We start from the raw sequence: 17,680 nt of genomic DNA on the forward strand, positions 1-17,680 counted from the left end.
CAAAGGCCCCTCAGTCCCATTCCAGGCCGCCGCGCCGCCATACGTACGCGTACGCGACGAAGACGGTGAGCACGAAGAGCAGCATCTCCACGAGCCCGAAAATCCCCAGAGCGTCGAAGGTGACGGCCCAGGGGTAGAGGAAGACGATCTCGATATCGAAGATGATGAAGAGCATCGCCGTCAGGTAGTACTTGATGGGGAAGCGCCCGCCGCCGGCCGGCGTGGGGGTCGGCTCGATTCCGCACTCGTAGGCCTCGAGCTTCGCCCGGTTGTACCGCTTCGGACCGATCAGCGTGGCCATCACCACGGAGAAGATCGCAAAGCCTGCCCCGAGGGCTCCCAGTACGAGGATGGGCGCATACGCGTTCACCGCTCCTCGCTCCTCTCAGTCGGCACTGACTGCTGGCGGTTGCATCGGACTCACAGCCGCCCCAACAGCCCCACGAGCCCCGCTCGTCCCGGCGAAGATCGCGAACATGTGAAGCAGGTCACAAGCCCAACTGCCTCGCATCTTATGCCCGACCCTCTGTGATCTGCGACACGGGGTATTGCACAAGCTTTGTGATCTCCACCACCTGACGAAGGATCATGAAGTCGGATGAGCGGTGATCTTCACACAAGAAGCGTTCAGGTGATCACCAGAGGTGACAATTTCGATCGTCGCCGCTGGCCAGAGGGGGCGCGCAGCGGACGTCTCAATATCAAGATGGTTCCCTTGCATGCAAACTGGCGCTGGACACGATCACTTGATAGAGGGCGCGTTCACACATCAGAGGGAGGGGCGGGGTGCGATGTGGACACGTGCACGCGTTCACGAGCGCTCGGCGGCGACTACGGGAGCCGGCCACGCGTGGCGGACGCGGCCGACGGGGTAACCGTTCCGTGACCTGCGACACATTCATGAGAGGCGTCTGAGAACCGGGCTTGGCCAACTGCCTCAACAAGTGGTAAGCGCGGGGCAATTCGGACGTAACGATCAAAGTCCGTGATCACAGGGTGGTTACGGGCCGCCCGCAATGTCCATTAGGGCGTCAATAAGGAGCGACACGCCCGGGATTCGGGGCCCGATTGAACAACTGTGGCGCAGCACACGTTTCTTGAAGGTATGGAGGAGCTCCTGATACCGGTTGTCCCTATGTCCCACACCGCTCACATACGCAGCCACCGGAAGCCCCGCCGCAGCGCGTCGACCATCGCGATGCGGGCCGGAGTTGCCGGTGGCGTCCTCAGCACCCTGGCAGTGGCCGGTGCGTCGAGTTCGGCCAGCGCGGCCGAGCCGGTGACGCAGACCATGGAACTGCCCACCCTGACGGCCGACCTGGCCGCTCAGGTCGCCCAGTCCGCGGACGTCACGCAGCAGGCGGCCGCGAGCTACGAGCTGCAGGCCGAGCGTGACGCGGCCACCGCCAAGGCCGCCAAGCAGGCCAAGGCAGACCTCGCCGAGGCCAAGAAGAAGGCCGAGGAGGAGAAGAAGAAGGCCGAGGAGGCCGCACGCAAGGCGGCCGCCGAGCGCGCCTCGCGCACCGCCGAGCGCGCCACCCTGAGCGCCTCCGCGGACACCGGGTCGTCCTCCGACAGCTCGGGCAGCAGCATCGGCAGCAGCTCCTCGTCGGCCACCGGTTCGGCCGCCGCGGTCATCTCCTTCGTCCAGGCCCAGGTCGGCGACGCCTACGTCTCCGGCGGCACCGGCCCCAACTCGTGGGACTGCTCCGGTCTGGTGCAGGCCGCCTTCAAGCAGGTCGGCGTCGACCTGCCGCGCGTCTCCCAGGCCCAGTCGACCGCCGGCACACAGGTCGGGCTGGGCAACCTCCAGCCGGGCGACATCCTGTACTGGGGTGGCGCGGGCAGCGCGTACCACGTGGGCGTCTACGTCGGCGACGGCATGTTCGTCGGCGCGCAGAACCCGTCCACCGGCGTGGCCCTGAAGCCGCTGTCGTACGACCCGCCGAGCGGCGCGGTGCGGGTGCTGTAACTCCCGGACACGTCCGGGCACGGGGCCGCAGCCGCTCGAGGGCTGCGGCCCCGCGGTCGCTCCTGGCATGCTCGGTACGGGCCGGACCTCCACCGGCCCGTCCACGAGCCGAAGGAGAGACCATGCCCAGCGTCTTCGTACAGGGGCGGCCCGCCACCGCCTATCCCCCGCTCGCACCCGAGGCCCGGTGCGGGTCGGTGCGACGGGTCACCGAGGTCGGCGAAGAGGTGCTGCACAAGCCCTGCCGCGACGTCACCGAGTTCGGACCCGACCTCGCCGCGCTCATCGACGACATGTTCCGCACGATGTACGTGGCCGACGGCTGCGGGCTGGCGGCGAATCAGGTGGGGGTCGACCTGCGCCTGTTCGTGTACGACTGCCCCGACGACGAAGGTGTCCGGCATGTCGGGCACATTGTGAACCCGGTGCTGGATCCCCTCGACCCGGCCGGGCGCCGTCTGCTGGACGAGGGCGAGGGGTGCCTGTCGGTGCCGGGCGCCGTGATGGCCGTGCCACGCCCCGACCGGGCCGTCGTGCGGGGCCTCGACAAGGACGGCGAGCCGCTCGTCGTCGAGGGCAACGGCTACTTCGCGCGCTGCCTCGCCCACGAGACCGACCACGTGAACGGTCAGGTGTACCTGGACCGGCTCTCCGCGCGGGACCGCAAGCGGGCGCTGCGGCAGTCGGCCGACCGGCGCGACGAGGTGTTCGCGCGTCGGGCGGCCAACGCCAGGACGCTGGAAAAGGCCGAGGCCGGGAGCTGATCAGGCCTTCGGCGCGACCTTGCTCAGTCCGTTGATGATGCGGTCCATCGCGTCGCCGCCCGTCGGGTCCGTCAGGTTGGCGAGCATCTTCAGGGTGAACTTCATCAGCAGCGGGTGGGTGAGGCCGCGCTGGGCCGCGATCTGCATGACCTTCGGGTTGCCGATGAGCTTCACGAAGGCGCGGCCCAGCGTGTAGTAGCCGCCGTAGGTGTCCTTCAGGACGCGCGGGTAGCGCTGGAGGGCGATCTCCCGCTGGGCCGGCGTGGCCCGCGCGTGGGCCTGGGTGATGACGTCGGCGGCGATCTGGCCGGACTCCATGGCGTAGGCGATGCCCTCGCCGTTGAAGGGGTTCACCAGGCCGCCGGCGTCGCCGACGAGCAGCAGGCCCTTGGTGTAGTGCGGCTGGCGGTTGAAGGCCATGGGCAGGGCGGCGCCGCGGATCGGGCCGGTCATGTTGTCGGGGGTGTAGCCCCAGTCCTCCGGCATGGAGGCGCACCAGGCCTTCAGCACCTCGCGCCAGTCCAGCTCCTTGAAGGAGTCCGAGGTGTTCAGCACCCCGAGCCCGACGTTCGAGGTGCCGTCGCCCATGCCGAAGACCCAGCCGTAGCCCGGCAGCAGCCGGTCCTGGGCGCCGCGGCGGTCCCACAGTTCCAGCCAGGACTCCAGGTAGTCGTCGTCGTGGCGGGGCGAGGTGAAGTACGTGCGGACCGCGACGCCCATCGGACGGTCCTCGCGGCGGTGCAGGCCCATCGCCAGGGACAGCCTTGTGGAGTTGCCGTCGGCGGCGACGACCAGCGGCGCGCGGAAGGTGACCTCGCGCTTGTCCTCGCCCAGCTTGGCGTGCACGCCAGTGATGCGGCCGGTGCGGTCGTCGATCACGGGGGCGCCGACGTTGCAGCGCTCGTACAGGCGGGCGCCGGCCTTCTGGGCCTGCCGGGCGAGCTGCTCGTCGAAGTCGTCGCGCTTGCGGACGAGTCCGTAGTCGGGGAAGGAGGCCAGATCCGGCCAGTCCAGCTGGAGGCGGGAGCCGCCGCCGATGATGCGCAGCCCCTTGTTGCGCAGCCAGCCGGCCTCTTCGGAGATGTCGATGCCCATGGCCACGAGCTGCTTGACCGCGCGGGGTGTCAGGCCGTCGCCGCAGACCTTCTCCCTGGGGAAGGCGGTCTTCTCCAGCAGCAGGACGTCGAGCCCCGCCTTGGCCAGGTGGTACGCGGTCGTGGAGCCGGCCGGCCCCGCGCCCACGACGATCACGTCGGCGGTGTTCTCGGAGAGTGGCTCAGTCTCGACGGTCACGGCGGGATCTCCCCAAGTTCGAAATCTGCGTGCCGACCGGCACTGGTCATGGGCAGTCTATTCAGCGACACCCATGTCCCGGCTGAAGGGCTGCCCAGTGAACCGAGCTCTGCCCGTTGTACGGTTGCGCGTTCCCACCGACGAGGACGCGGTCGCCTGGCACCGGATATTCGACGATCCGGACGTCATGGAGTTCCACGGCGGGAGGGCCGCGGAGCTGTCCGTCTACGAGGAGCTCACCGCCCGCCAGCGCCGGCACGACGCGGAGCACGGCTTCTGCCTGTGGACCATGGTGGACGAGGCGGGCACGGTCATCGGCTTCACCGGCGCCCAGCCGTGGCCGCAGGACTGGGGCCCCAAGGGCGAGATCGAGATCGGCTGGCGCCTGGGACGGGCCCACTGGGGGAAGGGGTACGTCACGGCGGCGGCCCGGCAGACACTGGAGCGTGTGCGCGCCGCGGGCGTCGCGGAGGTGGTCGCGATGGTCGACGCCCGCAACGCCCGGTCCATCGCAGTGACGGAGCGGCTGGGCATGCGCCTCGCCGAGGTCTTCACCACCCCGGCCTCGCGACGGCAAGGGCACTGCTACCGGCTCCCACTGCACAGTCGGTGACTCACTGCAACCAACTGTCACAGTAAGCCACTTGCCGCTTCCGGGCGGTACGCGGCGGCGCTACGCTGCCGGGTACCGCTGGGGGGTGACGTCCGTGCGCCTGGCACCCAAGAAGGACGTACGCGTACCGCGCCTGGTCGGCCTGATGGCCGTGGACGCGCGGGAGGAGGCCCACGCTCGGGGCCTGTCCCTGCACGCGCCGGACCGGCCCGACCTGCACCTCGCCGTCGTCGACCACGTCGTACGCCAGTACCCGCTGCCCGGCGCGCAGGTGCCGCGGGACTCGCAGGTGTACGTGTGGTTCGACTTCGGGGAGGGCGAGGGCGGCGGAGGCATCCGCGAGCCGCGCGTGCCGGGGCCGCCGTGGGGCGGGCTGCGGAGGGAGCTGACCGAGCCGGGTCACAGCAGGCCGGACGCGGCCGGACCGGACGCGGGCGGACCACCGTGCTGCGCGGTCCTCAGCCCGCCTTGAACCGTTGCGCGGTCCTCAGCCCGCCTTGAACCCCCGGTGCAGCGCCACCACGCCGCCCGTCAGGTTCCGCCACGCCACCTTCGACCAGCCAGCCTTGCCCAGCCGCTCGGCGAGCGCCGGCTGGTCGGGCCAGGCGCGGATGGACTCGGCGAGGTAGACGTACGCGTCGGGGTTGGACGACACCGCGCGGGCCACCGGCGGCAGGGCGCGCATCAGGTACTCGGTGTAGACGGTGCGGAAGGGCGTCCAGGTGGGGTGCGAGAACTCGCAGATGACGACCCGGCCGCCGGGCCGCGTCACCCGGTACATCTCGCGCAGCGCCGCGTCGGTGTCCTGGACGTTGCGCAGCCCGAAGGAGATGGTGACGGCGTCGAAGGTGTCGTCCCGGAACGGCAGCCGGGTCGCGTCGCCCGCGGTGAACGGCAGCCAGGAGTGCCGTTCCTTGCCGACCTGGAGCATGCCGAGGGAGAAGTCGCAGGGGACGACATAGGCGCCGGTGCGGGCGAAGGGCAGGGATGAGGTCGCCGTGCCCGCCGCGAGGTCCAGGACCTTCTGCGCGGGGCGGGCGTCGACGGCCCGGGCGACCGCCTTGCGCCACGCCCGGTCCTGGCCGAGCGAGAGCACGGCGTTCGTCAGGTCGTACCGTTCCGCGACGTGGTCGAACATCGAGGCGACTTCGTGCGGCTGCTTGTTCAGGGAAGCGCGGGTCACGGGCCCATTGTTGCAGCACGTGTCCCACCCGGCGCGGACGGGCTCACGGCGGCCCTCGGTCCCGGGACCGAGGCCCCTGAGACGCCCGGCTCAGCGCCCCCGGTACACCAGGCGCCCGCCCACGACGGTGGCCACGCACGTGGACGCGCCCTCCCGCACGAGCGCGGTCCGGTCGGGTACGTCGAACACCGCGAACCGGGCGGGTTTCCCGGGCGCGAGCCCAGGAAGCAGCACGAGCGGAACCGGCGAGAGGGACGCGGGCCCGGGCAGACCAGCCGGCCGCCCCGCCAGGGCGAGACCCGCTCCGCGCACCGCGTCCAGGGCCGCGCGGCCGCGCAGCTCACCGGCGACGGCGACCGTGCCGTGCGCCAGCATGCGCTGCACCCCGCGGCGCGCGCTGGCGCCCCGCGCGGACGCGTTCGCACCGAGGAGTGCGAGCGCGCGCTCCCCGAAGATCGGCTCGGTGCCCAGCCGGTCCGCTTCGCGCGGGTCGGGGTGGTACGCCTGCTCCAGCAGTTCCGGGCCGTACGGGTTGAGCAGCCCGGGCGTCAGGATGCCGGGCCACCGGCGCACCCGCGCCCGCGGGTGGTCGGCGGCCAGTGCCTCGTACGGGCCGACGGCGGCGAGCTGCGCGCCGTCGACCACGACGGCCGCCTCGGGCGAGGCCTCGGACACGTGGATCGTGAGCACGGCGGCCTCAGTTGGGGGCGAGCAGCTTCAGCTCGGGGTGGGCCGTGCCGCCCGCGATGGCCGTGGAGGAGATGTGGGAGACGACGCGCTCGTCGACGGGGTCGTCCGCCGGGTCGTCGTGCACGACGAGGTGCTCGTACGTGGTCGACCGCTGCGCCGGGACGCGCCCCGCCTTGCGGATCAGGTCGATGATCTCCAGCCGGTTGGACCGGTGCTTGGCGCCCGCGGAGGAGACGACGTTCTCCTCCAGCATGATCGAGCCGAGGTCGTCGGCGCCGTAGTGCAGGGAGAGCTGGCCGACCTCCTTGCCGGTGGTCAGCCAGGAGCCCTGGATGTGGGCGACGTTGTCGAGGAAGACCCGGGCGATGGCGATCATCCGCAGGTACTCGAAGAGCGTGGCCTGCGTGCGGCCCTTCAGGTGGTTGTTCTCGGGCTGGTAGGTGTACGGGATGAAGGCGCGGAAGCCGCCGGTGCGGTCCTGCACGTCCCGGATCATCCGCAGGTGCTCGATGCGCTCGGCGTTGGTCTCGCCGGTGCCCATGAGCATCGTGGACGTCGACTCGACGCCCAGCCGGTGCGCGACCTCCATGATCTCCAGCCAGCGCTCGCCGGACTCCTTGAGCGGCGCGATCGCCTTGCGCGGCCGCTCGGGCAGCAGCTCCGCCCCGGCCCCGGCGAAGGAGTCGAGTCCGGCCGCGTGGATGCGCTGGATCGCCTCCTCGACCGACACCTTCGAGATCCGCGCCATGTGCTCGACCTCGCTCGCCCCCAGGCTGTGGATGACGAGCTCGGGGAACTCCTTCTTGATGGCGGCGAAGTGCTTCTCGTAGTACTCGACGCCGTAGTCCGGGTGGTGGCCGCCCTGGAACATGATCTGCGTGCCGCCCAGCTCGACCGTCTCCGCGCAGCGGCGCAGGATGTCGTCGAGGTCGCGGGTCCAGCCCTTCTTGGTGTCCTTCGGAGCCGCGTAGAAGGCGCAGAACTTGCACGCCGTGACGCACACGTTCGTGTAGTTGATGTTGCGCTCGATGATGTACGTCGCGATGTGCTCGCTGCCGGCGTACTTGCGCCTGCGTACGGCGTCGGCGGCGGCGCCCAGCGCGTGCAGCGGGGCGTCCCGGTAGAGGTCGAGCGCCTCTTCGGGGGTGATCCGCCCACCGGCGGCGGCGCGGTCGAGGATGGGCTGAAGGTCGGCCTTCTCGGTCACCGGCGTCCCTTTCGCAAGGTTCGTAAGGGTTGTGGACGGACCTGACCAGCGTACGCCAGGCCTTTTACGGGTCGGTGTTCAGGCCGCGTAGGCCCCGGCCAGGACACCCAGGAAGGCGCCCGCGATCAGGAACGGCCCGAACGGGATCGCCGTCTTGCGCCCCGCCCGCCGGGCGACGACCAGGGCACCGCCGTACAGCGCGCCGAGCAGGAACCCGGCGAAGGTGCCGAGCATCAGGGTCGGCCAGCCGTACCAGCCGAGCACGGCCCCGGCGCCGAGGGCGAGCTTGACGTCGCCGAAGCCCATCCCGGCCGGGTTGATGAGGAAGAGCACGCCGTAGCCGCCGCCGAGGGCGAGGGCGCCCAGCAGGGCGGTGGTCCACTCCCCCGCGTGCTCGGGCACGAGCGCGGTGAGCCCGAGGAGGACGAGTGCGGCGCCGGCGAGCGGCAGGGTGAGGGGGTCGGGCAGACGCCGTACCCGCAGGTCGACGGCGGCCAGCAGTACGCCGACCGGGGCGAGCAGCAGCCAGACCGCCACCTCCGGGCGGGTGCCGGTGGCGGCGGCGAGGGCGGCGCAGACGAGGGCGGTGACGGTGGCGAGGGCGGCGGTGCCGGGGCCGTAGGACGCATTGCCGGTGCCGCCGGCGCTGCCGGAGTTGTCGGTGCCGCCGGTGCCGCCGGTCGCGCACTGCCCGCACCGGGCCCGTCCGAGCCAGCCCGGCACGGGGTGCTCCCGCGGGCACCGTTCGCGCCACGCCTCACCCGAGGGGGCGGAGAAGCGGTAGGCGGCCCGCGGCAGCAGCGCCCCCGTCACCAGGCCCCAGAGCGCGGCGACGAGGACGATCAGGAGGTCGAGGCTCATCCCGCCGCCGCGACGCCGTCGCGCCAGGTCGGCAGCAGTTCGTCCAGCAGCGCCTCGGTGCGCGGCGGCAGCCCGCGGGCGCCGCTGCGGTCGACGAGGTCGGCGGCCAGGGCGTGCAGCCGGTCGGTGTCGTCGGTGGCGTGCGTGGCGCGCAGCAGTTCGTGCCACAGGCGCTCGTCTGCGGGGGCGGTGCGCAGGGCCGCGTTCAGTGCCTCGATGGCCTTCTCCGCGCGGTTCTTCTCCAGGTGGAACTCGGAGAGCGCCAGTCCGGTGTCGGCGACGAGCAGCGGGAGCTGGGCGTCGACGATCTCGTGGGTGAGCCAGCGGTAGCGGCCCTCGGGCCGGTCGGCGAGCAGCGGCCCGCGCACCAGCACCAGCGCGTCGGTGAGCAGCCGTCCGCGCACCTGGCGGCTGCCGACGCCGCGGCCCTGCGTGGCCTCGTAGTAGAGGGAGCGCAGGACGTCGAGGTCGGACACGACGGACTTGGCGAGGGTGAGCCGTCCGGTGGCGTCGGTGCCGAGCCGCGGGGTGCCGTCGGCGTCGGTGCCGAGCCAGGCCCGCAGCCGCTCCAGCAGCGCGTCGCGCACGTCCGCCGTCACGCCGCGCGGCCACAGCGCGGAGGACAGCACGCGCGGGTGGACGCCCTCGCGGTGCAGCAGGAGCATCGCCAGCGCCTCGTGCAGCAGGGCGCTGCGGTCGCCGTCGGGCGCGTCCAGGCCGATGATCTCGTACGACCCGACGAGGCGGGCGTACACCGCGGGCCGCCCCTGCTCGCTGATGTCGACGAGGAAGGGCGGGCGGTTGGCCCGGCCACCGTTCCCTCCGGACCCGCCGGACCCGCCAGGCCCGTGCTCGGGGTCGGCGTCGGTGAACAGCTCGACGACGGCCCGCTGCTGGGCGGCCGGCAGCATCTGCGCTTCCAGCTCCAGCCCGAGGAGCGGCGCGAGCAGCTTGCCCTCGCCGGTGATCTGCATCTCCCAGGCGGCGCCCGGGAGGTCGGTGCCCTCGGTGCCGACGAGGTAGCCGATGCCGAGGCGACTGGCGTCGGCGGCGAGTTCGGCGAGCCGGAGGGCGTCCTCCTCGGAGGGCTGGGCGGCGAGCAGGACGAGGTGCGGGGCCCAACGCGTGTGCCGGGCGGGCCCGGTACGGCCGGTGAGGACGGAGTCGTGCCCGGCGGCACCGAGCGCGCCGCGCCGTTGCCGGGTCTCGGCGGACATGGTCTCGAAGAGGTCCTCGAACCCGTCGAGGTGCCGGATGCGGTTGGGCGCGAGCGGCGTGAGGTCGTCCCCGAAGCCGACGAGCGTGATGGTCATGCGGTCGGACCAGCCGTTGGTGGCCAGTTCGGCCGCGACCGACGCGAACACGGCGGTCCGGTCGGCCTCGCTGCCGCCGAGCGAGACGATGCCGGGCACCGACTCCAGGTTCAGCAGCAGCCGGGAGTCGTCCATGGTGCCGAGACTGACGAGCCCGGGGTAGGGCGCGGCGGTGTCGGCGTCCTCGTACCCCTCGGCGTCGGCGCGGGCCAGCATCCAGAAGGTCTGGTCCTGCCCGAGCTGCCAGGGCGTCGGCGGCTTCCCGGCGGGCTGGGCGAGTTGCAGGTGCAGGTCGCCGTTGCCGCCCATCCACGCCGCGTACACGACGGGCAGCGGGCGCGACTCGGCGGCGAGTGCGGCGGCGAGCCCGCGCAGTGCCATGTCCAGCAGGCGTACGCCCTCGGGGTCCGCGCCGACGAGCAGCGCGTCCTGCACGTCCTGGGCGTCGCCGGTGGGCGTGGGCGGCTCCATGCCGCGTCGCCCGGCGACACTGCCGAGCGCCGACTGCCACAGCGCCTGCCGGCGCCGGCGGCCGAGAGCGCCGAGGAGACCGGCGGCGAGGAGGGGGGCGGCGAGGAGGGCTTCGGGGAGGCCGAAGGAGTGGTCCGCCGCTGCCGGGGTGGCGGCGTGCTCCTGCCCGGCGCTGGGGGCGGGCGTCGCGGGAGTGGCGGGTGCGGGCCGCTGCTCGGGGAGGGAGACCTGGGCGTTGTCGCCGCCTTGAGCGCCGGATCCACCGGCGCCCTGGGCTCCGGAACCGACTCCGCCGCCGCCCTGCGCGTGGTCGCCGGTCTGGGCGTAGTCGCTGATTTGCTGCTGCACCTGCTCGGAGACGTTCGGCGCCTCGTCGGGCATCTCGACGAGCTCGCCGCCGCGGGCGTCGCCGGGCATCTCCATGATCCACCCGGGCCGGATGAGGCTGGCCTCGGACAGTTTGGACCCGTCCGGCTGCACGCGGTCCTTGTTGAGCTCGAAGATCTCCTTGTACCGGCGTCCGTCACCGAGGTGCCGGTCTGCGATCTCCCAGAGGGAGTCGTGGTGACGTCCCTCGGGCGGCTGGATCCGGTAGTACTTCGTGTCGCCGTGCGCGGCGGAGGCACCGTCGGCGCTGGCCGCGGCCTGACCGGCCTGCTCGGCGAGGGCGCTCGCGGTGCCGGCGGCCTGCTCCTGCTGCTGGGCGAAGATCCCCGGCGTCTGCTGGGCCGCCGCCACGGAGGGCTTCTGGTTCCCCTCGATGCTCTGCCCGAGCTGCGACAGCCCGGGCGTGAGGCTGGCCGCGGTGGCGCCGACCAGCAGCAGCGCGGCGACGAGCTGCCGGGCGAGCAGCTGACTGGGCCCGGACCCGGGCACCCGCCCCGGCACCCCGACGCCGGACAGCGCGGCCTTGACCTCGACGAGCACGCAGGCGGTGAACTGCGCCCAGGCGAACCAGACGACGACGGTCAGGATGTTCAGGAAGGTATGGACGGTGATCTCACGCTGCAGCCAGTCGAGGCTGGGCACCCCGTCCGGCAGCGGCCACCCGATCTGCGTGGCCAGCGCGAGGGGCACCCCGACGACCAGCACGAGCAGCACGACGAACGCGAGGAACGCCTTGACGAAGTCCCCGAACGACCGCCGCCGCACCCGCACCGGCTGCGGCGTACGGTTCCTCGGTGCCGCCGAGGGAGCCGTCGAGCTTGCGGAGCTTGAGGTGCGGCGTCGCGGCATGGGCGGTGTCCTGGGTCGTGGGCCGTGTGAGGCGGAAGCGGCGGGAGCGTCCGGTATGAGGGATGTGCTGAGCCTACAGAGATCTTATGGACTCCCGTCGGCACCGTCGAAGGCCCGCGTACAAGCACCCGCGCAACACCCGCCCGCTTAATCCCCTTTACCCCGTAACGCCGTCAACCCCTTCACCGCCCCCACACAATCCACAAAAACCGCCCAGGGCCCCTGCACCGCCCCCTGATAGCTTCGTTCCCTGTCGCAACGCCGTAACCCGGGGGGAACAACCGTGGCCCGCAGCGCCTTCTCGATCACCGCCGCCACCTTCACCGCGACGGCGGCACTGCTCCTGACCGCGTGCGGCGGGGGCGACTCGTCGTCGGAGGACATCAAGGGGGCGGACACGGGGGCGGGCAGCTCCTCGCCGTCTGCTTCGGCTTCGGGCGCGTCCGACGTGAAGCGGCCGGATGTGAGCCTGCCCGACGACCTGAAGCTGGTCTTCGACTTCGAGAAGCCGTCGGACGCGGACCAGGCGGCGGCACTTGAGGACGCCGCCAACTACATCAGAGCGCTCAATCACGGCATCACCGAGCAGGACGCGAAGGACCCGGCGTACGGCTTCTACTCGGCGGCGGGAGCCGCTCGGTACGCCGAGTCCCAGATCGAGGAGTACGTGGCCGGCGGCTGGACCCTCACGGGTGAGGACCGCTACTACCAGGCGGAGACCAACCCGGTCGGCGACGGCGAGAAGGCGAGGACGATCCTCGTCACGTTCTGCGAGGACCAGTCCAAGGCGTACGGCAAGGAAGTGAAGACCGGGGAGGTGCACCGCACCGAGGAGAGCCTGGCCAGTTATCAGAGGTTCAGCATCCTCATGGCGCCCCAGGAGGACTCCCCTGTCTGGCGGGCTCAGCAGATCACCGTCGAGGGGAAGGCCGAGGAATGCCGAGGCTGATCGCCCCCCGACGCTTGAAGTTGGTCTTCGCACTGTCCGCGAGCGCCGTGCTGTGGACAGCCGGCGTGGCCCACGCCGACAAACCCGTGGGCGGCAGCACCCAACCGTCGGGCGACAGCGACCAATCGCAGGGCAACAGCGACGGCAGCACCCTGCTCGCCTCGGTCTCCCAGTCGAGGATCCGGGTCACGCACCCCGACGGCCGGACCGAGAGCGGATCGATGGAGGACCTGACCTCGGTCGACCCCAACTGGGAGCCGCCCGCTTGCTGGTACGAGCCGGTGTTCAACCCAGAGGAACTCAAGTCCGCGGTCGCGAACCTAAAGAAGGAGGGCGGCCTGGGCGCCGTCAACGCCCACGAGTGGTGGACCTCGGGAATCTTCGTGGACCACTACGAGGAGGGCGAGCCGCAGGACAACTTCGACGTCAACTCGTCCAAGAACACCACTGCAGAGGGCTACAAGGACTACAACACCGGCAAGGACGGCATGTTCTGGCGCAGCGTGGTCCGCAAGGGCCACGAGCACGATCCCAAGGCCTGGGACTGTGGCCGCATCATGTTCTGGCAGGACGCAGGAACGATCCCGGACGACGAGCACGCTCCGACGCCCGAAACGCTCGCCGCCTACGCGTACGACCAGATCGACGTACCGAAAACCGAGGTCGAGCTGAAGCCCGCCGCCAAGTCCACCGTGAACCTCCCCACCTGGGTCTGGCTCGACAAGGGCACCTTCAAGGAGGTCAAGGTCCGCGCCGAGCTCCCGAACACGGGCCTGTGGGCGGAGACCACCGCCAAACCGGTCGCCCTCCACCTGGAACCCGGCACGGACGACGCGGAGACCTTCCCGCCTCCGGCGACTGCGAGATCAACGCCGACGGCTCCATCGGCACGCCGTACGCGAAGGGCAAGGCCGACGAGACCCCGCCCTGTGGCATCCGCTACCTCCGTGCCTCGAACGGCGAGCCGTACCAGCTGAAGGCGTCGGTCACCTGGGAGATCTCCTGGGAAGGGTCCGGCGGAACCGCGGGCGACCTCCCGGACGGCACCTTCGAGACGACGCAGGACATGGAGGTCCAGGAGATCCAGTCCATCAACCGCTGAACAGTTCCTCGGCCCGCTCCGCGGTCACCGCACGCTGGGCCCAGACTTCGAGCTGGTCCAGATCCGAGCAGGCAAGCACCCGCTCCCGCACGGCATCGGGCACCGGGATGTCCCGCCACTCCAGGATGCGCAAGGTCATCTCGGCCCGATCCGCTACACGCCCCGCCTCACGCCCCTCCACCCGGCCTTCCTCACGCACCTTCTCGGCCACCGGATTGCTGAAGAAGTAGCGGATCTCCGACATCAGGCCCCTCCAGATCTCCCTCCTCACGGCGATCAACGCGCTACGCCGCGACAAGGTCACACCACACGTACTTCCCCCGGTTCCCGCCCCTGACCAGCGGCTGCCACCCCCACACGTCGGCGCACGCCCGCACCAGCGCGAGCCCCCGCCCCTGAGAACACGGTGTCGCACAGGCCGACGGACTGGCACGTACTCGACCTGGAGAAAGACCCGACCCCGGGCGATCCGCAACGCATACGCAAACTCGCCGGCACCTTGCACGACTTCGCCGACGACGTCGCGGAAGCCCTCCGCGACCTCAAGGGAATAGCCAAGGAGGACGAGATCCTCTCGTGGGCGGGCAAGACGGCGGACGTGTTCGCCGAGGAGTTCGAGGACGCCCCGAAGAAGCTCCGGAAGCTGAGGAAGTCGTACGACCTCGCGGGTGACGCGCTGGCGACCTTCTGGCCAGACCTCCAGGACGCCCAGGAGAAGGCGGACAAGGCGCTGCGGGACGGCCGCAAGGCCCGCGCCGAACTCAGCACCGCACAGACGGCACTGTCGGGAGCCGACGACTGGGTCCGCACCGCGACCGAGAAGGTGGACTCCTACGACCCCGCCAAGAACGGCGGCAAGGACGTCCCCAAGCCCGACGAGGCCGACGTACGCCGCGCCACCCGCGACGCCCAGCACGCGAAGGCCCGCCAGGCCGCGGCCGAGCGGAACGTCGAGAGCGCGAAGGACGCCCTGGACGCAGCCAAGAAGCTCGCCGCCCAGGCCAAGGGCCTGCGCGAGGACGCCGCGCGCCGCACGGTGACCAAGCTCCAGGAGGCGTCGGACGCCGGTATCCCGAACCGGCACTGGTGGGAGGAGATCGGCGACTGGGTCTCCGACCACTGGGACGAGATCGTCACCGTCTGCAAGTGGGTCGTGGCCATCCTCGGGATCATCGTGATGATCGTCGGTGGTCCTCTGGGGTGGCTGGTGTTCGCGGCGGCTCTCGTGGTGATGGCCGACACGATAAGAAAAGTCATCAAAGGCGAGGCCGGCTGGGGAGATCTCCTATGGGCGGCACTGGACTGCATACCCGCGACCAAGGGCATCACGAGCCTGGCGAAGCTCGGAAAGCTGTGGAAGGCGGGCGGGCTGAAGGCGCTCGGCACCGGGTTCATGGGCGGCATCGGCGGCGGCCTGAAGAACCTCGCCGGCGGGCTGCGCGGCTTCGGAGCGGGGACTCGGAACATATTTCGAGGTCTCGACGGATCATGGCTGAGCAAGGCGACATCGAGAGGTTCCGGGGGCCCTCTCCCCTCGATCGACCAGATCAAGCAAGCCCTGGTCCAGCTGAGCCCGCAGCTCTCGAAGAAGGTCTACACGTCCGACCAGGGCCACTACTACGCGACTCGGGTCTTCCAGGGCGGAAGAACCGATGAGACGGTACTGGCCGGCCACGGCTTCCTGGAAGAAGGCGCGGGCACCATTCAGGTACCGGAGGGTACGTCCATGTCGTTCTACGTCGAACACGGCGACCGGCTCGGCGGACTGGACGGTCTCACCGTCGAGGCCGGAGTTTATCCGGGAGAGGCACTGCAAGTGGCTCGGTCCGGAGACGTCATTCCCAATTACACGCTGGCCGCCCCGGCAGGCAGCGGAGGCGGCTCCTTCAGCGTATTCGAGAACTCGGCCACCGTTGCTGAACGGACCAGGCTGGACGAGCTGCTCCAGCCCGGTATGGGGAACGTACACTGGGCGGCGTGCCGTGAGATCTTCTGAAGGAGACGGGCGAATGCAGTGGGACCACGAGGAAGGCGCCTGGGCGGAAACAGGCGTGCAGTTGGTCGTCCGCAAGGCCGACCTCGACCCTTCCCTCCTCGCAGAGGTGATCCGGACGTCCCCGACCTCGTTGTCCGTACCGGACGCGGACAGCCGACAGGCCGGTCAGCCCCAGGAAGGCGTCTGGTCGCTGGCCGTGCACAAAAGGTACCCGGGAGGGGTGAACGAGCAATTCCTGGAACTGCTCGCCCAAATCGAACCGTACTCCTCAGGAATCAATCACCTGGCCGTACAGGGATATGAGATCACGATCAGTGTCACGGGTTTCGTAGGAAACGGCAGCAGCTTTGTGCTGACTCCTGATGTGGTCTCCCGAATGGCCGCTCTGAACGTGCCGCTCACCGTTTCTCCGAGCACAAGTGACCGATAGCGAGAATGATGACGATCTCGGCCCCCTCGTGGGACAGCCCGACAGCGGCCCTGCTCATCTCCGGTAAGGACCTGGCCCCGCAGGACGTCACCCGAGCGCTCGGTATCACTGCGTCACTCACCCGTGAGCCAACGGCGGCTTCCCGCTTCCGTCCCGGCGAGGGAATCTGGGCGCTCCAGGTCACCGCCCGACCCGATCAGGGTCTCGACAGTGCGCTGGACGAGTTGACCGACCTCGTCTCCGGCAAGCTGCGGAGCATCCAGTCGCTCAGGGAGTCCGGGCTGACGGTGCAGATCGACCTGAACGGTCACGTGGACGGACGCGCCCGCGTCCCTGTCTCACCGCGCAGTCTGCAGCGCGTGGCGGCGCTGGCCCTGCCGCTGTCCTTCACCACCGGCGCGGCCCCGTCCGAACGCTCCGAGGAGGCGTGGGACTGGCTGCCCGAGGCAGACGGTTCTCACCGTACTCCCGAGCCGGACCCCGACGAGGAAACGAACCCCACAGCGGCGCCGGCGCCCGTCGGTGTGTCGCTGGCGGTCCCCGACTCGTGGTGGGAGTTCGACATCCGTCCGGAAGGCCGGGAGGCGACCATCCGTGGCCTCGTCGACGAGCGCGTCCGCGAGTTCTCCGACCTCGCCCCCTACCGCGCCGAACTGACCGCCATGCTCCGCAAGATGGCGAAGGACGCCCACGACTCCGGTGCGATCTACTTGGGCTGCATGGCCGAGAACTTCGACGGTGTCCCGCTCTCCGCGACCGTCACCGTTTCGGTCCTCGGTGCCAAGAACAAGCAGGGCGTCGCTCTGTCCACCGACCCCCGTGCCATCGCCGAAAGCCTGCGTACGATCACCCCTCGTCGTGAAGGGGACGCCTGGCGAACGGTCACGACCGTGAACCTGCCGGAGGTGGGCATGGCGGCGCGGACCTACGGCGTCGAGGACGTGCCCGTGGCCCAGGGTGACAGTCGTACGCTGCGCATGGTGCTGACCCAGACGTACATTCCCGTGCCGGGAACCACCGACCAGGTCGTTCTCGTCTCCGGGGCCAGCCCGGTACTGGATCTCGCCGAGGCGTTCCACGACATCTTCGACGCGGTGACCAGCACCTTCCGTTTCGTCTGACAGTTGGGGGCTTCGGGCCATGGGCAAGGGCAAGAGCGACCTCGCGCTGCCGCTGAGCGAGCTGGAAGGCTACGGGCGCCAGCTGCGGTCGCTGAAGACACGGCTGAACCACACCAAGAAGCTCTTCGAGTCGTACAAGGACGACATCGGCGACGGCAGCGTGAATGACGCCCTCGGCGACTTCGAGTCGAACTGGGAGGACGGCCGCGAGGACATCACCCAGCAGCTCGACGCGCTCGCCGACATGTCGGACGCCGTGGTCCGGGAGTTCAAGAAGCTCGACGACGACCTCACCAAGAAGGTCGAGGGCGCCGTGAAGACGGAGGACCAGCGGGGAGGGAAGAGCGGCAAGGGCGGTGGCGAGAAGTAGGCTCGTCGGGGGCGGGCACGCTGTCGGCGACGTCCGGCTCGACCTGCGCGACGAGGTCTTCCACGGGACGCGCACCAGCAACGGCTTCGTCACGCTGGCCGCCCACCTG

At 70.5% G+C, this 17,680-nt stretch carries 17 protein-coding genes and 3 pseudogenes; 10 read left to right on the forward strand and 10 right to left on the reverse strand.

From position 1 onward, the window contains the following. Positions 1-10 precede the first annotated feature (10 nt). Together AMK11_RS10025 and AMK11_RS38415 are read right to left on the reverse strand one after the other, a co-directional pair. Positions 11-370 carry an NADH-quinone oxidoreductase subunit A gene (locus AMK11_RS10025; protein WP_003974383.1) on the reverse strand — a complete coding sequence of 120 codons (360 nt, stop codon included), beginning with the start codon at positions 368-370 and terminating at the stop codon, positions 11-13. A 779-nt stretch (positions 371-1,149) separates the two neighbouring features. Continuing rightward, a complete protein-coding gene (locus AMK11_RS38415) occupies positions 1,150-1,293 on the reverse strand; it encodes a hypothetical protein (protein WP_241846944.1) in 144 nt (47 codons plus the stop codon). Between AMK11_RS38415 and AMK11_RS10030 the strand changes: the two genes are divergently transcribed. Further along, positions 1,241-1,972 carry a C40 family peptidase gene (locus tag AMK11_RS10030; RefSeq protein WP_241846941.1) on the forward strand — a complete coding sequence of 244 codons (732 nt, stop codon included), beginning with the start codon at positions 1,241-1,243 and terminating at the stop codon, positions 1,970-1,972. The genes AMK11_RS38415 and AMK11_RS10030 overlap by 53 nt on opposite strands. A gap of 122 nt (positions 1,973-2,094) precedes the next feature. Further along, positions 2,095-2,736 (forward strand): peptide deformylase, encoded by a 642-nt coding sequence (gene def, locus AMK11_RS10035; protein WP_073725326.1) that lies wholly within the window; start codon positions 2,095-2,097, stop codon positions 2,734-2,736. On the opposite strand, the gene AMK11_RS10040 is transcribed toward def, so the two are convergent. Then, a complete protein-coding gene (locus AMK11_RS10040) occupies positions 2,737-4,029 on the reverse strand; it encodes a geranylgeranyl reductase family protein (protein WP_073725328.1) in 1,293 nt (430 codons plus the stop codon). It lies immediately after the preceding gene. A 73-nt stretch (positions 4,030-4,102) separates the two neighbouring features. On the opposite strand from AMK11_RS10040, the gene AMK11_RS10045 reads away from it, so the two are divergent. Both AMK11_RS10045 and AMK11_RS10050 read left to right on the forward strand, forming a co-directional pair. After that, positions 4,103-4,642 carry a GNAT family N-acetyltransferase gene (locus tag AMK11_RS10045; protein ID WP_198941327.1) on the forward strand — a complete coding sequence of 180 codons (540 nt, stop codon included), beginning with the start codon at positions 4,103-4,105 and terminating at the stop codon, positions 4,640-4,642. 85 nt (positions 4,643-4,727) lie between these two features. Next, entirely contained in the window at positions 4,728-5,114 is a 387-nt protein-coding gene (locus AMK11_RS10050) for a PASTA domain-containing protein (RefSeq protein WP_383582774.1), read from the forward strand. 15 nt (positions 5,115-5,129) lie between these two features. On the opposite strand, the gene AMK11_RS10055 is transcribed toward AMK11_RS10050, so the two are convergent. The 5 genes from AMK11_RS10055 to AMK11_RS10075 form a co-directional block, all read right to left on the reverse strand. Then, positions 5,130-5,825: a demethylmenaquinone methyltransferase gene (locus tag AMK11_RS10055; RefSeq protein WP_073725332.1), complete on the reverse strand. Its 696-nt coding sequence runs from the start codon at positions 5,823-5,825 to the stop codon at positions 5,130-5,132. A gap of 90 nt (positions 5,826-5,915) precedes the next feature. Beyond that, the gene (locus AMK11_RS10060; RefSeq protein WP_073725334.1) at positions 5,916-6,515 is read right to left on the reverse strand and encodes a hypothetical protein; all 600 of its coding nucleotides are present in this window, start codon (positions 6,513-6,515) and stop codon (positions 5,916-5,918) included. A 7-nt stretch (positions 6,516-6,522) separates the two neighbouring features. After that, complete coding sequence (gene mqnC / locus AMK11_RS10065; RefSeq protein WP_073725336.1) at positions 6,523-7,722, reverse strand: cyclic dehypoxanthinyl futalosine synthase; 1,200 nt, start codon at positions 7,720-7,722, stop codon at positions 6,523-6,525. Between the two features lie 78 nt (positions 7,723-7,800). Beyond that, positions 7,801-8,583, reverse strand: a complete 783-nt coding sequence (locus AMK11_RS10070) for a prepilin peptidase (protein ID WP_073725338.1) — start codon at positions 8,581-8,583, stop codon at positions 7,801-7,803. Continuing rightward, positions 8,580-11,603 (reverse strand): BTAD domain-containing putative transcriptional regulator, encoded by a 3,024-nt coding sequence (locus AMK11_RS10075; protein ID WP_073725340.1) that lies wholly within the window; start codon positions 11,601-11,603, stop codon positions 8,580-8,582. The genes AMK11_RS10070 and AMK11_RS10075 overlap by 4 nt, the downstream gene beginning before the upstream one ends. 283 nt (positions 11,604-11,886) lie before the next feature. On the opposite strand from AMK11_RS10075, the gene AMK11_RS10080 reads away from it, so the two are divergent. Next, positions 11,887-12,552 (forward strand): hypothetical protein, encoded by a 666-nt coding sequence (locus tag AMK11_RS10080; protein WP_073725342.1) that lies wholly within the window; start codon positions 11,887-11,889, stop codon positions 12,550-12,552. After that, positions 12,540-13,654 (forward strand): annotated as a pseudogene (locus AMK11_RS10085) (hypothetical protein). The gene AMK11_RS10080 and the pseudogene AMK11_RS10085 overlap by 13 nt, the downstream one beginning before the upstream one ends. Here AMK11_RS10085 and AMK11_RS10090 read toward each other — a convergent pair. Together AMK11_RS10090 and AMK11_RS38420 are read right to left on the reverse strand one after the other, a co-directional pair. Further along, positions 13,644-13,919: pseudogene (locus AMK11_RS10090) on the reverse strand (hypothetical protein); the annotation flags it as partial. The pseudogenes AMK11_RS10085 and AMK11_RS10090 sit on opposite strands and share 11 nt — an antisense overlap. 19 nt (positions 13,920-13,938) lie before the next feature. After that, positions 13,939-14,052 (reverse strand): annotated as a pseudogene (locus AMK11_RS38420) (ATP-binding protein); the annotation flags it as partial. An 8-nt stretch (positions 14,053-14,060) separates the two neighbouring features. Between AMK11_RS38420 and AMK11_RS38425 the strand changes: the two are divergent. From AMK11_RS38425 to AMK11_RS10115, 4 genes are all read left to right on the forward strand, one after another. Beyond that, on the forward strand, positions 14,061-15,650 hold the full coding sequence (locus AMK11_RS38425) for a WXG100 family type VII secretion target (protein ID WP_241846926.1): 1,590 nt from the start codon (positions 14,061-14,063) through the stop codon (positions 15,648-15,650). 13 nt (positions 15,651-15,663) lie between these two features. Next, entirely contained in the window at positions 15,664-16,080 is a 417-nt protein-coding gene (locus AMK11_RS10105; protein WP_073725344.1) for a DUF4279 domain-containing protein, read from the forward strand. 662 nt (positions 16,081-16,742) lie between these two features. Next, positions 16,743-17,201, forward strand: a complete 459-nt coding sequence (locus AMK11_RS10110; protein WP_241846942.1) for a hypothetical protein — start codon at positions 16,743-16,745, stop codon at positions 17,199-17,201. A 19-nt stretch (positions 17,202-17,220) separates the two neighbouring features. Then, positions 17,221-17,571, forward strand: a complete 351-nt coding sequence (locus AMK11_RS10115) for a hypothetical protein (RefSeq protein ID WP_073725346.1) — start codon at positions 17,221-17,223, stop codon at positions 17,569-17,571. Positions 17,572-17,680: the final 109 nt, after the last annotated feature.

The sequence above is a fragment of the Streptomyces sp. CB02414 genome (assembly GCF_001905385.1).
Lineage (GTDB): Bacteria > Actinomycetota > Actinomycetes > Streptomycetales > Streptomycetaceae > Streptomyces.

Excerpts from the sequence above, each read along its gene's own strand:
- AMK11_RS38415 (WP_241846944.1), bottom strand. The coding sequence starts at position 1,293 with ATGGTCTGCGTCACCGGCTCGGCCGCGCTGGCCGAACTCGACGCACCG.
- def (WP_073725326.1), top strand. The coding sequence starts at position 2,095 with ATGCCCAGCGTCTTCGTACAGGGGCGGCCCGCCACCGCCTATCCCCCG.
- AMK11_RS10045 (WP_198941327.1), top strand. The coding sequence starts at position 4,103 with ATGTCCCGGCTGAAGGGCTGCCCAGTGAACCGAGCTCTGCCCGTTGTA.
- AMK11_RS10070 (WP_073725338.1), bottom strand. The coding sequence starts at position 8,583 with ATGAGCCTCGACCTCCTGATCGTCCTCGTCGCCGCGCTCTGGGGCCTG.
- AMK11_RS10075 (WP_073725340.1), bottom strand. The coding sequence starts at position 11,603 with ATGCCGCGACGCCGCACCTCAAGCTCCGCAAGCTCGACGGCTCCCTCG.
- AMK11_RS10105 (WP_073725344.1), top strand. The coding sequence starts at position 15,664 with ATGCAGTGGGACCACGAGGAAGGCGCCTGGGCGGAAACAGGCGTGCAG.
- AMK11_RS10110 (WP_241846942.1), top strand. The coding sequence starts at position 16,743 with ATGCTCCGCAAGATGGCGAAGGACGCCCACGACTCCGGTGCGATCTAC.
- AMK11_RS10115 (WP_073725346.1), top strand. The coding sequence starts at position 17,221 with ATGGGCAAGGGCAAGAGCGACCTCGCGCTGCCGCTGAGCGAGCTGGAA.